The organism is Paenibacillus sp. JT22N7, assembly GCF_059383875.1.
Window position 1 is genome coordinate 35635 of record NZ_JBXENY010000005.1, and the last position, 13388, is coordinate 49022.

Sequence of the window (13388 nt, forward strand, 5' to 3'; positions counted from 1 at the left end):
TTACGGTCCCTCCCATATTTCTAATTGCGCGAATGTAAGTCCAGCCGTCTGAATATCGCCGAACGTAACGCCGTAACCTTCGAGCTGCCCAAACGTCGTATACAAAAACACGTACTCGACGGCCAAGTGCGCCGGCATAGCGTCCCGCACCGCAGCTTCCAAATCCGCGAAATTAGGCGGCTGTCCTAACGCAGAGATGAACGTCAGCTTCACCGTATAATGCGTGTTATCCTCCACGACCTCAACATCGCCGTTTGCGTAAGCCTCCGCGATGGATTCGATTAAGGCCGCCGTTACCGTTCCGACTCCGCGAATACGCGATTTAATGACAGCGCGCCGCTGGTCGATCGGTTTCGTAACGTCCGTGTCTAGCGCGAAGTTACGTTCCCATCGCGGCAAAGCCCAAGTCGCCGTATCAACAAACATCTGCGCAAGCACGTCGTATATGTCCGCATTAATCTGCGCAGCTTCAGCGGCCTCGCAGTCGATGATATTCGTAGCGGTCGGAATGTCTTCGTAGTAACGCGGCAAGTAATCGTGCATATCGCGTTGAATCTCCGTTAGCGTCCTCATTCCGTAACCGCCACCGTTCCAGGTATAGCGACTTGGCCTGCGTTGATTAGTACGTTTGATACGCCGCCGTTAACCGTTAAGTCCTCGTAATCCACGACCGGCGGAATGTCGAGTATTACCGCAGCAATCCGCGTGTAACGGACGAGGTTATCTTTAAACGCAATCGACGCGAGATACGCCGTTACGCCTTCGGTTATTTGCGCTTCGACGGCTTCAATCGTAGCTCCCGGCGCGAGTGTTACGGAGACGGAAACGTTAATCGGAATCTCTGCCGCTGCCGCCACCGTCACCGTTGCGCCGATCGGACGCAAGCTTTCGATATATGCCGCCGCTGCCGTTACCGTACCGCTGTCCGGCGCTGTCTTATCTGCCGCGAGCAATACGACCTTAACCGTACCAGGGCCGGACCACACCGGAATAACTTGCGCGTCCGAAACTCCGTTAACCTCAAGCGCCCATTGCCGGTACTGATTCGCGTTGCCGCTTGTTGCAGGCTTGGCCGCCCGTTCGAGGATACGCGTCCGAAACTCCTCTTCCGTTTCTCCGACCGATCCGCCCGTGAATGCTGCGAGATTTGTTACGGTCACAACGCCGGACAAGCCGCCTAAGACGGTATTAATGGCGCCAGCCGCTACGTTTCCGGACGCACTTGCTTCGTCGGCTTCCGCCGGTACTGTGACTCGCGCAGGCCGTCCCGTAAGCGTACCGGACGCAGTCGTCGTAAAATAAACCGGCTCTTCGCCCGCTGCCGATGTCTGTACGCGAGTCCCGACCGGAACCGTTACGCCAGACGCACCGCTGAAATACAAAGAACCCGCAGCCTTAGCCGACAGCTTACGCGTTAATCCGTACTCGGCCGCACGTAAATCGAGGTAAATTCCGTACGTTGTATCGACAAAGCCGAAATTGAGTACGTTGTCCATTTCGATGTAGGCAAGCGCCATTTCGATAGCTGCGGGCGATAGTAAATCGTAAGTCGCCGAACCTTGCCGCTTATCGATTTCCGCCGGACTCGCGTCAAGCATGCGTTGAAGTATCGCAGCCTTCGTTTGATCCTCGTACATTAAAGCGTCACTCCTTCCGTAATAATGTCACCATTAACTGCCTCGACAGCGAACGTAATAAAACAAGCGTCGGCGCTCCGTGTAATAACGAAGTCATCGACGCTTAATATGCGGTCATCGTATATAAGTGCTTCGCGGATGATACGCGTTATCTCCGCGTCAAATAGCTCGTTGTTAACGTTTTGTCCGATTAATGACGTGATTTCGTTACCGTAATCTGTGTCGTATATGAGATGCTGGTCACGCGCTGTAACGAGCGCCTTCCGGATAAACTGGCGGAGTGCCGATTCGCCGTCAATGATCGCGGTCAATTGTTGCTCGAATATATCGTAAGTCCGGCTCGGCTCCGGCGTGACGTCCGCCGTGATTACGCGGCCACTCGTTGGATTTGATGGCTTAAGCGCCATTAGAACGCCCCCAATCGGTCGAGGATTACATATGTTTGGCCGTCCGATAGTTCCGCGAGAATAACGCGGTCATCGACGGCAAGGCCGCTTTCTGTAAGGCGCTCGGCTACGACGCAATCGTCCGCATCAAGTTCGAGCTTCGTGCCGTCGATCTGTACGGTAAACTCCGGCGACGCGGCCGTTACCGTACCGATTTCGAGCTGCGTGTCCTTATTCGCGCCAATTTGTCGGATAACGTCATGTAGCTTCTGCGCTACGCTTCCCTCCGGTTTCATTCCGCGTCCTCCTTCGTTTTAGTCTTCGAGTCCGCTTCAGGTGGCGGCGTGTATTCAAGCGTCGGCAGATCGTCCGTCGCGGATAACGTAAGCACCATCTTATGCATACCGGCTGCCCACGTATGGACATCGCTGCTCACGTAATAGCTGCCGATAATTTGCGTCATCGCATCGTGTACGTAAACGGATACGCCTGCGTAAGTGTCATCGTAGCCTTCCGCCGTGACGATCGCTTCGTCGTCGATTACGTTTAATTCCGCGAGCCTGTCCGCTGCCAGCTTCGTTATTTCCGCCTGCGTTGCGTCAGAATCGCCCGTCTCGAAATGCTGCATAAGTCCGTATCCTTCAATCGATGCTTGATCGGATGCGACCGCTATAACCGGCTTTTTCTTCTCATCCCCGCCGACAATGCGAACCTGATTGCGCATGTCCTCGATTGACTGCGAGTAGGACGCTTCGAGTAGATTCGTCGCCGACTCGATGATGAACGCGGCCTTCCTATCCGTCCGTTTCGCGAGATGAAGCGCGCCTTCCGCAGCGTAGATAAAATAACGGCCGCCTCCGTGCTTACGCGTAACCGTTAAAGCCGTCGTCATCATGTCCCATAACGTCATGTCTCGCAAGATGAGCTTCGGGATGACATACGGTGTTTCTGCAATTGTGCCGACGCTGATACCGAACTCAACGCAAAGCTTCCGGATAATCTGGCTCGCGGTCATCTTCGTAAACTTTTTCGTATCCTCGTTCTTCGTGAGGTATACGTTCTCGTCGTACGCAACGAGCGTCATCGATCCGGATTGATCCGTGCTGCGGCGGAATATGAATCCGCGAAACAGTTCGACGCCATCCGAAAATAATCGGAGGTCTTTGCCGAGCTGAAATTCCGCGATAGGCTTAACGCCGTCGAGCGTGTTGGTTAACGTCACTTGAAGCGTACGATACGCCTGCTTGACGTCGCCCGACCATTCGACCGATTGCGTTATCTCTTCTATATAAATGTCTCCGTTGCCTCCGTTATAGAGGACGCGTAAGTCCTGCGGTACATTCATCGCGGAATCACCAGCTTTTGACCGAGCGTTATCAAATTCGGATTCGCTCCGATTAGCTTTTTGTTCGCGTCGTAAATCTGCCGCCATTTATCGCCGTTTCCGTACACTTCCGACTTGGCCGCGATCTTAAACAGAGAGTCTCCGCGCGATACGGTATAATTCGATACCTTCTCGCCCGTGTCCGCTCGGCCCGCTGAAGCCGTCGTAACCGTCGTTTTATCCGCAGCATAACCGAGCTTACGATAACTTACGAATCGGTACTCGCGCAGGGATAGATCGAAGTAGATATCGCCAGGATTACCGCCGCGCTCCGGCTCGTACGTGAAATCGCGGACGGTTACCGCAAGATTGATCGGCGTTCCCGTTACCGTTAACCGCAACGGCTCGCCTGACCGCATCCAGCGCTGTATTTTATGGACGCAATTCCACGGCTTCGGCAGCGGTGAGTACGCGCAGTAAGTCGCGTTGTAGTCGCGCGGAAAGAACGAACTGAACCGAAACTCCGTTTGGCGGCGCTGGCCGATAACGGTATACTCGCCGAATTGAGCCGCGTCCAAGTCCGTGTAACCGTGCGAAGTAGAAACGGAAATTGATTCGGGATTGACCGGAAGCTGAAGACGTTCGGCTCCGTTGTTGAAGCTGAGATGAAACTGTATCGGATTCTTCGCCATTAGTATTCGCTCGCCCCCCCTAACCGTTTTCCGCCTGGTTTCGCGTTCGCGTTGTTAGCGTCAGAAATCATCGTATACAAACTACGCGCGATTTTACCGATGTCCGCCTCTTCGCGGATAGTGGCTCCGCCCATGTTGACGGTGACGGTCGTATTGTTCGTAACTGGTGTCGGTTGTGGCGGTACAGAAGGTGCGTAACTTACCTGACTGGCGGGAGTATCCTTACCGCTACCCGAAACAGCTTCGTCAATCTTCTTACTCAAGCTATTCAGCCATAGTGGGTTGTCTAGGAAATCCGAACCCGCGTCCTTCAACTTATCGTAAAAGGAAGTCTTCGGCTCAGCCGCTGATAGTGACGTATTACCATAAAGGGGGGTATCTTTAGGTTTATTTTCCATCGCTTCATACAGAGATGAGATATTCTCCGCCCTGGCCGCCCCCTTTGCTGCGGGGCTTTGCGAGCTTATATAGTCCAGAAGCTGTATAACCCACGGAGCAGCCGCGATAGAGATACCTACGACAAGTCCTACGTACCCGCCTGCGTGCAGTCCCGCAACTGCTCCCAACACTAACGCTAAGACAGGATCGTTCTTTATGCCTTCTACGAATCCAGAAGCTGCACCTTCCGCTATTCCCTTTCCGACTGTCAGTCCCATACTCGTAATTTGCGGGTAGTACCCTTCTGCTGATCCTAGTAGCGTTCCGACTATCTTTTCCGAATAACCTTTAAAGGCCGCTTCTCCCGATCCTTCCCACCATTTATCGAAGGAAGTCTTTACGGTATCAAAAACAAACTCTACCTTGCCTTCAAACGTGGGAATCTTCATAAACTTAGAATTGTTTGTAAAGTTATCCGCGATATACTTCTTCCCTTTGTCAATCGCCTTTACTAAGTTGCTGACTAGTCCCGTAAGTGCGTTACCGCCGAATTTCGAAATAGCCACAGAATTGACATCGAGCCACTTATTTACGTCGCGTAATATCGGTTTCAACTTCTCAAGCGCACCAAAGCCCATGTCACGGAAAGCCATTCTCGTCTTATCGACCGACTTTCGGTAAAGCCCTAGCGCAGTTTGTCCTTGTGCTGTGATGAGGTCCTGGGTAATGCCGTATTTCGTCAGTTCCTTGTCCAGCGCCGCTAATTGTTTAGCTAACGGGAGGTTTTTTATTTCTTTAAGGACGCTGCGGGGCATCTCGAATCTTTCGGCCAAACTAGTAATGTCTCCGCTGTTTAACTCACGCAGCGCAACGGCGGCACCTTCTAGACCTTGCATAGGGTCCAGAATTGCTAGGCGTTCCGCTATGTTTGTCAGCTCCCGTAAGTCGTCCATATCTTTACTCATTATGATGAAAGATTTCGACGCGTTTAAGAAGTCCGTATCACTTAGTACGGACTCGGCCGATTTCTGATTAATAAAGTCGTAGTATTCCTTCGCTTTCTTCTCGTCGCCTTTGAACAGTGCCGTTATGGTACTCGTACTCATCTCCGCCTCTGCTGCCGCGCCAATCGTACTATGGAATAATTTTGCCGCAGCGCTAGCTCCCGTGTAAGCCGCCGCCAACGCGCCTACGCCTGCGGTAAGTCCAGACAATTTGCCCGCCGTTCCTACGATTGCCCTACTGACTGTGCGCAAAGGACGCGTTGCCTGGTCGACAATACGCATATATGCCGTTAAGTTAAAAGCCATTCGCTATCTCCTCTCTGCTTTACGTCGTTCCCGCGCTTCTTCTTCGATTTGGTAGCGCATAGACTCGTACATAAAGCGTTTTTCGCGTTCCCCAAGCTGATACACGACGTGAGGCGGAATATGATGCCGCTGGAATATGACGTGTAACAGCCACGCCTCGCCGTCGCTCTTAATTAGTTTGGGAAATCAATTTCCTCTTCGCCATAACCGTTAACCTCTAAGGACGCTTGAAACAAACGTTTAATCTCTCCGTCAAGCAACGCTTTTTCGACACAGTCTGTCGCATCTTCCGCGCCGTAATGCTCGATGAGGGCCGCGTCAGAAAAGTCCGGCTCCACGCACGTTTTAACGATGAGAGCTGCCGCAAACATATCCGCGTTCAGTTCCTTGCCGCCTTTACCGTTACCGAACGTCGACTCTTGGCGCGCCTTCTCGATGACGTCGCGATCAACCGCTTTAACCGTAAAATTAACGCCTAACCGTGCCATTGGGACGTCGCGTGTAACGTATTTATTAGCGCCCAATAGCGCCTGAAGTGCGTTGGATTTCGTTTTCATTCGTGATTCCTCCGTTTGTTTTTAGTCAAAATAAAACGGAGCAGCCGCGTTTGATTGCGAGCCTACTCCGTCGATATTGCGTGTATTTGTCGTTAGTTACCGCGTGTTAACTATTGCGTAACGGCGTCATGATTTGGTGGCCCGTAAATGTGAACGGAAACTCGTTCTCTACCATCGAACCGACATCAGACGTAATCAGCGGAATACTATCGAACGTTACGCCTTTAAGACGTACGCGATACGTGCCGCCGTTATCCGGATCGGTTACGGAATAGATGAGTTCGGTTACAAGCGCCGACTTCGTGTCGTCCGTACCTTGGCCGATTTTTTCGATCAACTCGCTTGTAACGAGATAGCCGCTGAAATCGCCGCTACCGCTTACGCCCGTTACCTTTTTACCGATCCATCTCGTCCCCGCAATCTTAATATCTTCCTTGTCGAAGTTAATCGTCGCGTTAACGGTAGTGACGTTCGTTAACCAAGTACCGTCCGCATCAAATAGCTTGCCGAATCGGCCGCTTATTACTTTCGTTGGGTCCATCGTCATTTTTCTTCGCCTCCTTATACGTTAATGGTCATGAAGATGCGTTCCATCGAATCAATCTCAACGTACGAAATCGCGAGGAACACTTTATCGCCAGTCGACGGATTGTTCGGGTCAAGCGCGACCGCAGGGCCGGACATGACGCCGTTATCCGCGAGCGTTTCGAGGTATTTCGTAACCGACGCAATAAGCGCAGCCCGACCGTCGTCGTCATTCGGCAGCTTACCGATGTACGATTCGTTCGCAGTCGTTGAAATGTCGTCAATAACCGCCTGTCTCGCGCGGATACTCCGAATCTTAGCGCCGGAAGTCGTAATGCCTTGCTCGATCTTTACGCGCTTGCCATCGTTGGTTAAAACGAGGCTGCCCGCCGCAAGAGCTGCGTTTGTTTGCGCGTTGGAAAGGCGCTTTGTCACGTCATTGGCCGTCGTAGCTGCGTAAGTAATCGACGCGTTAATCGCTGTGCCTGCGATAAGGCCCGCAACAAATGGTGCGTATTCGGACGAGTTGTACGATACGTCGCCGATGACCGCGCCGTTAATCACGTTGACGATGTAGTCGTCTTCGTTCAACGCTGAACGCGCGTTTCCGAGCGCCGGATCAGCGTCAGACGTCGCGTCGCCTCCGATGACTAGCATGTACTGTTTACCGTCCGCGCGATTAGCGACTGTCCACGTCTTAAGCGCTGCCTGCTCCGTAACGTCGTATTCGAACGCAACGAAGACGTTGAAGAATTGCGTATCAAAGCCCGCGCGCATCGCCGTATAATCCGCTGTTACTGCGTCCTCTGGCAACGTATAAACAAGCACGGATGCCGCGCCGCCTTGAAACGCGAGCGTAATCGGGCCGATATTGGCAACGCCGAATAGTGCCTCTGCGTCCGCTACCGTTTCTACTTCGTAATATCGTTCCTCTACCGCTGTACCCGCGTATGTGCTTAGCGCTAATGCAACGATGCCGCGCTCGCCGCCAGTAATTGCCGCTGCTGCCGCCTGTACAAAGTTGATATACACGCCTGGTCGCGTAGGTAGAGACGTAGGAATCCATGTGCCTCCCGCCAATGTAAAGCCCCCTTATATTTTCGTAGTAATTTCCGTTCGAACTTCCGCAATCAATGGCGCGTTAACTTGCGTCCGCCTTTCACGTACTTGCGCGCGCAAAACGCCGATTGACGCGAATAGATCGCCGTCCGTCTCGAACGGTTGCGCAAAAGAAAACGCCCCGACGCGTAGGTATCGCGATGAGGCGTTAATCGGTATTAAATTCCGGTCATATATCGCGCTGCTTAACGCATCCATCTTCGCCAGGACATCCGCTACTTGTGCGCCAAAATATACGATTTGGTAATCGCGATCGGCGCGGTAGTGTTGGAACGTCTCCGTCGTTCGTCCGTCGTTTATCAAACGGATGACGAATAGGCCGTTATAAGGTTCACGCGGTACGATTTGCTTCTCCGTATCAACGTCTGGAAACGTGGCCTTGACGAAAGCTTCAATCGATTCGAGATCATTAACGACGCCCAATTCGGAACCCCCTTCGCCGCAGCTCCGCTTTTATATCGTCTTCCATTTGGGCCGCCCAATCAGCGCCGTAACGTTCCAGAGGCTCGTCGATAAATCGCGGAATCGTGCCGGGCGTTGTCGGATGGCGGAATCTGTCGCCGTGCTTAACCGGATACTCATCGTGCAAGTACGCGGCATAGTCACGTTTCCGTGCGCCGTGCATTTCGATGACGCTCGCTGATATCGTACCGGTAACGTTATCTCCGTCCTTTTCCGTGTCGACTTTAATGCTGCGCCGCAAATGCCCCTTATCGAGCGGAGCCACGTCGACTGCCTTACGCTTCCACGTATCCATGACGTCATGAGCCGCAACGACTGCGCCTTCATCTAGCGCATCATCGAGCCTACGATCCCAGCTTCGGAAGAACGCGCCGAGAATCCGCTGCGCAATATTACGGCGGCCGTCGATGTTAACCGTTATCCTGTTACTCGCGCTCATTATACGTACACCTCCGTCAAGATAGCGCGGCCGCTAAACATACGAATAGGCCGTATCTTAATCGGTCTGCGTTCGATCGTTACGCCTAATTCGTTTACATACGTTATTACGTCGTCGTACGCAATGGCCGCTAATTTATCGAGCAGTATTCGCATATCGGCGACCGCCTCCTCTCCGGCTTGATTCGTAACTACTTTCGTAACCTCTTCTACGCGAGCCTTTAACGTAACAACTTCGGCGGCCGATGTACGTCCCCAACCGTCGGATACGCCTGCTTTCGTAACTGTAACCGTCTGCTTCAGCGGTAATATCGCCATTACATCACCGTCCACTTAACGCCGCGCTTCGAGATGACAACGCCGTTTTCAGCGCCTATAAGATCGAGCGCAACTTGCGGAATAAGTGCCGCAGGATCGGCGTCAGGCCCAACGACTAAATCCGCCTTGAATCCGACCGTTACCGTTAGATTGAGCGCAAAGTCTTCGATGCCCTGGCGTGCCAGTTTATTTGTGTCGTTGTAAGCCGTCGCGAGTACGTTGGCAAACTCGTAGGTAGCCGCGTCAGGTATCGTATACTTCGGGTATTTCCGGGCCAGCGTCCGTCCAGCGACGTTTAGTATGCGTCCTTTACTCGCTTCGTCCGCGTCCGTCCAATCCTCAATTACGATACAACTTGCGCCAATATACTCGTCTGCTTCCGTTACATTTACCGCCACATTACGCCCTCCTCCGTTTGTTATTTTACGGAGGATTTACGCGAGGCAGGCGCCTTAACGGGCTTAGTTACCTCCGCTGCTTCCTCCGGTTCGTCAACGCGAACAACGTCCACCAACTCGTCTAGTACCGCGATTTCCGCCTCGCTTTCCGTAACAAAGAAGCCTCCGCGAAATCTGCGGAAGCTTCCGTCTACGTAGAAGCCTAATTCTGGATAGCGCGGCGATTCGTATTTCGGCATATTACGCCAAGCCTTTCAGGCGGCCGTGTGCTTTCTCTTGCTGGAACTCAAGCGTGTACTCACCGACAATTTGACCATTCATGTAATCGCCCTTAGCGCCCATGAACGTATGTCCAAACTCGCGTGTCTTCAGAGGTCGAATCGCCATTCGATTTGCGTCAACCAATAGAAGCTCGTCCGAAGACAGGTTTTGGTTGAGAACGATTTCGAATTGCCCGAAGTCCGTAACAAGATGATCCACCTTTACTCCGCGAACATTCTCATCTTGTGTGATATGGATTTTGTTCGAATCAGAAGCGGAAAGTACAACCTTCTGTTTAGCGGGAACCATGATTTTATAGTTACCGCCACTTGCAAAACCGCCGGATTCATAAATACCTTGCGCAAGATTGCTAATCGCGCTAATCGTGAGGGCGCCAGCGACGTTAGTAACGTTAGTCGTGATGTACTGGCGGATGCCCTTCATTTGGCGGATTTGACCGGACTCGTACTGCACGCCGTTAATCAGCGCCTTTTCGAGTTGTAGCGCAAGCTCAAGTTGTTTCTTCTGCTTCTCGTGTTCGTACAGGTTATCGATGCCGTATTGAGCAACGGCCTGCGCTGTACCGGAAATGTCAATTGAGTCATCAAAAATCTGCGTAATGTTCGACTTGCGGACGCGCGGTTTGAACCGTGCAGAACGGGCGTCGGCACCTTCTGCGCCTTCTACGAACAATACTTCGACTTTCGCGCCAGAAGCGATAGCAGAAGCCGTGGTCGATGCATAACCACGCGTAACAGTCAGCGTTTTTGCTCCGACATCAGTGGTGGAAACGTAAAGCAACTCCTCGCCGATCTTAATAACGTGGCCTACGCGGAAAGGCTCCACAGATACGACGGCAATACTCGTTGCGCCGACAAGGGCGGATGCAGTCGTTACCGTTTCATCTCCGTACATCTCATCCTCATACCAAACGTGTTCAACTGCGGTTGCTGCTTCAGCGAAACCTAGCGCGTTTAGGAGCGGAGTCTGATGCGGATTAAGCAGTAGGATTTCGTCTACTACGGACTCACGCTTTCCTACTAGATTTGCGTTATATACCTTAGCCATTTTTAAATTTCCCCTTTATATTGGTTTTTGGGTAAAGAGACAAAACAAAAAGGCCCAACTACTCGGCCTCTGGATTATTTATTTAGCGTGTCTTTAAGCGCGGCGTAAGCCATGCGGTCTTCAATTCGACCGGTCCTGCGCGCTTTCTCGCCAGCTTCCGCGATAAGTTGTTCCTTCGTCTTTTCCGCCTTCTCTTCTCCAGCACCTGAACCACCGCCGATCGCACGCGGCTCCTTCTTCGTTTCGGCAGCTAGATACGGCTTATCGGCCAGCAACGCAGTTACAACGTCGTCAACGCCGGTCACGTTTCCGTCATCATCTACGGACGCACCGCTCAAGTCCGCAAGCCTGTACGCGTCCTCTACTGCGTCAGCTCTTACGCCTGCCTCTTTCGCAAGTAATCGGAACTCTGCGCGAATAACACGGTCGTTAGCGGCCTTCAGCGCTTTGTCGCCGCGCTCGGAAGCTTCCGCTGCTTTACGCTCAGCCTCGGCCTTTTCCGCTTGCAACCGTTCCGTCTCCGTCAATTCCGCAGCTTTACGCGCGTCCTCTTCGGCTTTCAAACGGTCACGTTCCGCCTTCAGCTCGTCGTAATCAGCGTACTTACTTTTCACGCGGCCTTTTTCGCGGCCAATCAACGCGTCAAGTTCCTCCTGCGTAAATTCGAGCTTCCTCGGCTTTTCGTCCTCATCGCCAGAATCTTCGTCACCTTCCGCAAATAATTGCAGATTCAACGGTAATAGATAATCGCGTTTAGTTTCGTTATTCATGCGTCCTCCAACCGTTTAAAGCCCGTCGGCTATCGTTTAGTACAGCCGCGCAGTTTAGCGTCATGGGCGTATCGGACAATTGTAGTAACGTTAAATTTTTACGATGCGTAAATCGGCCCATTCAAGGCCGTTACCGGTTCCTGCCGCTCCATTACCGCGACCAAGCGCTATTTTGAGGAACGTTGTATCTACCGGAAGTGTGAACGGAATGTACAACTCCATTCCGGTTGTTGGCGCGTAAATCTCGCCCCACGCTGCACCTGATTGGATATCGAGGAATAGGCCGGACGATCCGGTTAATTGGATTTTGATGCGCTGTGTCGTCGCGCCCGTCGATCGGACTTTTCCGCGCAGCATGAACGTTTCGCCAGGAAATCCGAAGAGTACGTTCAATTGTCCCTGAAGGTTATTCGTTCCGCTGTTGGACAACGTATTGTCCTGCGTAAAACTCGGCCCGTTCCAATAGCCCGTAGCGTTGAACGTCTTATCCGTCCATACGGTTGTTCCCGACCAAAAGCCCGGCGTTGCTTGCGATACTCCCGCAAAGTCTCCATTATTGCCCGCCATCAAGTCTACGCGTTGTGACGTTCCGGGGTCCGCGTAAAGCAGTCCGGTCAGCGTCAACATCTCGGCAGTATTCGCGTCTCGATACGCCTTCAACGCGTCAAGAATTAGCGTAATGTCGGACATATTCATGTTTGTTCCAGTCGATGCGTTCGCGTAATCAATCATTTGCGGATGGATTAATAGCGCTGCGCCCCACTTGTACTTAACGCATTGATCGAGCTGCGCGATAACCTCCGTTCGCCATTGTGCGCTTGTCTTACCGGCTGGAACGGGCGATACTGTAATATGACTCGCGCCGAGTACGTTGCCGGTCGGCAGCCTGCGTATTGATCCGCCAATATAGCCGCAATAATGCGCGTGATTCTCGTAAATCAAACGGCCAGCTTCCGAGTAAAAGTTCGTTAGCGCGCTGTTTTTATCGAGGTTGTTATACAGTCCGGACGGATTCGCGCCGACTTGAATAAAGCCTTGGCAACGCAGTCCATACGCTTCTAACGTCTCTTTTGACGTAACGATCTCGCGCTGTAAATCCGCCGAGATAAGCGGCGTCGTGTGGTCGTATCCGTGCGCCCACGTTTCCATTCCGTAACGCTGCGACCACTGTAGCAGCTCCGCTGATGTGACGGTATTGTTGTTCGCGTTGGCCGGATTCGCGATGACGCCGACCGAGAACGGAAAGCCGCGCGATTTCATTTCCGCGAGCATATTCGTTTTGACGAAGTAAGTTGAATCGTCGAACCGAATCGCGAATGCTGCTTTACCGTTCAACCCGATGATGCCGCCGCGCGCTACTTTCGCTTGCTCCCGGATGATGTCCGGATAAACATTGCCGTACTTAATCGCGTCCTCCGCCAAGCTTCTCGCTGTCGTGTCCGTTGTGCCTCCGCCTGGTTTCTGTGTTAGTCCGCGTCTACTCATCGCGTTTCATTCCCTTGGCGACGCGCATAGCCGAAGTAAGCGTCCGTTGCTGTAACCGTAATCTCTTTAAACGGCTCCAACTCCTCGTCGAGCGTGTATCCGGGTCGAAGCGTGAACGTCTCTCCGTTTACTGTAAACGTTAGATTCGCTGCTCCATCGTTACATATTACAAGTTCGTTCATTATCTTAGGCATGCTGAAGGTGCTCGTAGTTGTGCCGCTAAATGCCTTTAGTGCTTTCGCCATTGTTAGTCGCTCGTC

At 52.5% G+C, this 13388-nt stretch carries 19 protein-coding genes; all 19 read right to left on the reverse strand.

The annotated features are described in order from the left end of the window. Positions 1-573 carry a putative phage tail protein gene (locus AC50Y5_RS14630; RefSeq protein ID WP_494861632.1) on the reverse strand — a complete coding sequence of 191 codons (573 nt, stop codon included), beginning with the start codon at positions 571-573 and terminating at the stop codon, positions 1-3. Then, complete coding sequence (locus tag AC50Y5_RS14635; protein WP_494861634.1) at positions 570-1637, reverse strand: baseplate J/gp47 family protein; 1068 nt, start codon at positions 1635-1637, stop codon at positions 570-572. The genes AC50Y5_RS14630 and AC50Y5_RS14635 overlap by 4 nt, the downstream gene beginning before the upstream one ends. After that, positions 1637-2044 carry a DUF2634 domain-containing protein gene (locus tag AC50Y5_RS14640; RefSeq protein ID WP_494861636.1) on the reverse strand — a complete coding sequence of 136 codons (408 nt, stop codon included), beginning with the start codon at positions 2042-2044 and terminating at the stop codon, positions 1637-1639. The genes AC50Y5_RS14635 and AC50Y5_RS14640 overlap by 1 nt, the downstream gene beginning before the upstream one ends. Further along, positions 2044-2319: a DUF2577 family protein gene (locus AC50Y5_RS14645; protein WP_494861638.1), complete on the reverse strand. Its 276-nt coding sequence runs from the start codon at positions 2317-2319 to the stop codon at positions 2044-2046. Before AC50Y5_RS14645 ends, AC50Y5_RS14640 begins: the two co-directional genes overlap by 1 nt. Continuing rightward, positions 2316-3368 (reverse strand): XkdQ/YqbQ family protein, encoded by a 1053-nt coding sequence (locus AC50Y5_RS14650; RefSeq protein ID WP_494861644.1) that lies wholly within the window; start codon positions 3366-3368, stop codon positions 2316-2318. Before AC50Y5_RS14650 ends, AC50Y5_RS14645 begins: the two co-directional genes overlap by 4 nt. Continuing rightward, on the reverse strand, positions 3365-4039 hold the full coding sequence (locus tag AC50Y5_RS14655; RefSeq protein ID WP_494861646.1) for a LysM peptidoglycan-binding domain-containing protein: 675 nt from the start codon (positions 4037-4039) through the stop codon (positions 3365-3367). The genes AC50Y5_RS14650 and AC50Y5_RS14655 overlap by 4 nt, the downstream gene beginning before the upstream one ends. Then, positions 4039-5727: a hypothetical protein gene (locus AC50Y5_RS14660; RefSeq protein WP_494861648.1), complete on the reverse strand. Its 1689-nt coding sequence runs from the start codon at positions 5725-5727 to the stop codon at positions 4039-4041. The genes AC50Y5_RS14655 and AC50Y5_RS14660 overlap by 1 nt, the downstream gene beginning before the upstream one ends. Before the next feature lie 173 nt (positions 5728-5900). Continuing rightward, entirely contained in the window at positions 5901-6284 is a 384-nt protein-coding gene (locus tag AC50Y5_RS14665) for a phage tail assembly chaperone (protein WP_494861650.1), read from the reverse strand. A gap of 106 nt (positions 6285-6390) precedes the next feature. Further along, positions 6391-6831, reverse strand: coding sequence for a phage tail tube protein (locus tag AC50Y5_RS14670; protein WP_494861652.1), 441 nt, complete (start codon positions 6829-6831; stop codon positions 6391-6393). Positions 6832-6845: 14 nt separating this feature from the next. Beyond that, entirely contained in the window at positions 6846-7889 is a 1044-nt protein-coding gene (locus AC50Y5_RS14675) for a phage tail sheath subtilisin-like domain-containing protein (protein ID WP_494861654.1), read from the reverse strand. A gap of 12 nt (positions 7890-7901) precedes the next feature. After that, complete coding sequence (locus AC50Y5_RS14680; protein WP_494861656.1) at positions 7902-8351, reverse strand: hypothetical protein; 450 nt, start codon at positions 8349-8351, stop codon at positions 7902-7904. Next, positions 8338-8829 (reverse strand): HK97 gp10 family phage protein, encoded by a 492-nt coding sequence (locus tag AC50Y5_RS14685; RefSeq protein ID WP_494861658.1) that lies wholly within the window; start codon positions 8827-8829, stop codon positions 8338-8340. Before AC50Y5_RS14685 ends, AC50Y5_RS14680 begins: the two co-directional genes overlap by 14 nt. After that, positions 8829-9146 carry a hypothetical protein gene (locus AC50Y5_RS14690; RefSeq protein ID WP_494861660.1) on the reverse strand — a complete coding sequence of 106 codons (318 nt, stop codon included), beginning with the start codon at positions 9144-9146 and terminating at the stop codon, positions 8829-8831. Before AC50Y5_RS14690 ends, AC50Y5_RS14685 begins: the two co-directional genes overlap by 1 nt. Further along, entirely contained in the window at positions 9146-9544 is a 399-nt protein-coding gene (locus AC50Y5_RS14695; protein ID WP_494861662.1) for a hypothetical protein, read from the reverse strand. The genes AC50Y5_RS14690 and AC50Y5_RS14695 overlap by 1 nt, the downstream gene beginning before the upstream one ends. A 20-nt stretch (positions 9545-9564) precedes the next feature. After that, entirely contained in the window at positions 9565-9783 is a 219-nt protein-coding gene (locus AC50Y5_RS14700; protein ID WP_494861664.1) for a hypothetical protein, read from the reverse strand. A gap of 1 nt (position 9784) precedes the next feature. Next, on the reverse strand, positions 9785-10873 hold the full coding sequence (locus tag AC50Y5_RS14705) for an SU10 major capsid protein (RefSeq protein ID WP_494861665.1): 1089 nt from the start codon (positions 10871-10873) through the stop codon (positions 9785-9787). Positions 10874-10947: 74 nt separating this feature from the next. Next, the gene (locus tag AC50Y5_RS14710) at positions 10948-11643 is read right to left on the reverse strand and encodes a phage scaffolding protein (RefSeq protein WP_494861667.1); all 696 of its coding nucleotides are present in this window, start codon (positions 11641-11643) and stop codon (positions 10948-10950) included. A 90-nt stretch (positions 11644-11733) separates the two neighbouring features. Beyond that, on the reverse strand, positions 11734-13128 hold the full coding sequence (locus tag AC50Y5_RS14715) for a polysaccharide deacetylase family protein (protein WP_494861669.1): 1395 nt from the start codon (positions 13126-13128) through the stop codon (positions 11734-11736). Next, positions 13125-13373 carry a hypothetical protein gene (locus AC50Y5_RS14720; RefSeq protein WP_494861671.1) on the reverse strand — a complete coding sequence of 83 codons (249 nt, stop codon included), beginning with the start codon at positions 13371-13373 and terminating at the stop codon, positions 13125-13127. The genes AC50Y5_RS14715 and AC50Y5_RS14720 overlap by 4 nt, the downstream gene beginning before the upstream one ends. Positions 13374-13388 lie beyond the last annotated feature (15 nt).

Excerpts from the sequence above, each read along its gene's own strand:
- AC50Y5_RS14630 (WP_494861632.1), bottom strand. The coding sequence starts at position 573 with ATGAGGACGCTAACGGAGATTCAACGCGATATGCACGATTACTTGCCG.
- AC50Y5_RS14635 (WP_494861634.1), bottom strand. The coding sequence starts at position 1,637 with ATGTACGAGGATCAAACGAAGGCTGCGATACTTCAACGCATGCTTGAC.
- AC50Y5_RS14640 (WP_494861636.1), bottom strand. The coding sequence starts at position 2,044 with ATGGCGCTTAAGCCATCAAATCCAACGAGTGGCCGCGTAATCACGGCG.
- AC50Y5_RS14645 (WP_494861638.1), bottom strand. The coding sequence starts at position 2,319 with ATGAAACCGGAGGGAAGCGTAGCGCAGAAGCTACATGACGTTATCCGA.
- AC50Y5_RS14650 (WP_494861644.1), bottom strand. The coding sequence starts at position 3,368 with ATGAATGTACCGCAGGACTTACGCGTCCTCTATAACGGAGGCAACGGA.
- AC50Y5_RS14655 (WP_494861646.1), bottom strand. The coding sequence starts at position 4,039 with ATGGCGAAGAATCCGATACAGTTTCATCTCAGCTTCAACAACGGAGCC.
- AC50Y5_RS14660 (WP_494861648.1), bottom strand. The coding sequence starts at position 5,727 with ATGGCTTTTAACTTAACGGCATATATGCGTATTGTCGACCAGGCAACG.
- AC50Y5_RS14665 (WP_494861650.1), bottom strand. The coding sequence starts at position 6,284 with ATGAAAACGAAATCCAACGCACTTCAGGCGCTATTGGGCGCTAATAAA.
- AC50Y5_RS14670 (WP_494861652.1), bottom strand. The coding sequence starts at position 6,831 with ATGACGATGGACCCAACGAAAGTAATAAGCGGCCGATTCGGCAAGCTA.
- AC50Y5_RS14685 (WP_494861658.1), bottom strand. The coding sequence starts at position 8,829 with ATGAGCGCGAGTAACAGGATAACGGTTAACATCGACGGCCGCCGTAAT.
- AC50Y5_RS14690 (WP_494861660.1), bottom strand. The coding sequence starts at position 9,146 with ATGGCGATATTACCGCTGAAGCAGACGGTTACAGTTACGAAAGCAGGC.
- AC50Y5_RS14700 (WP_494861664.1), bottom strand. The coding sequence starts at position 9,783 with ATGCCGAAATACGAATCGCCGCGCTATCCAGAATTAGGCTTCTACGTA.
- AC50Y5_RS14705 (WP_494861665.1), bottom strand. The coding sequence starts at position 10,873 with ATGGCTAAGGTATATAACGCAAATCTAGTAGGAAAGCGTGAGTCCGTA.
- AC50Y5_RS14710 (WP_494861667.1), bottom strand. The coding sequence starts at position 11,643 with ATGAATAACGAAACTAAACGCGATTATCTATTACCGTTGAATCTGCAA.
- AC50Y5_RS14715 (WP_494861669.1), bottom strand. The coding sequence starts at position 13,128 with ATGAGTAGACGCGGACTAACACAGAAACCAGGCGGAGGCACAACGGAC.
- AC50Y5_RS14720 (WP_494861671.1), bottom strand. The coding sequence starts at position 13,373 with ATGGCGAAAGCACTAAAGGCATTTAGCGGCACAACTACGAGCACCTTC.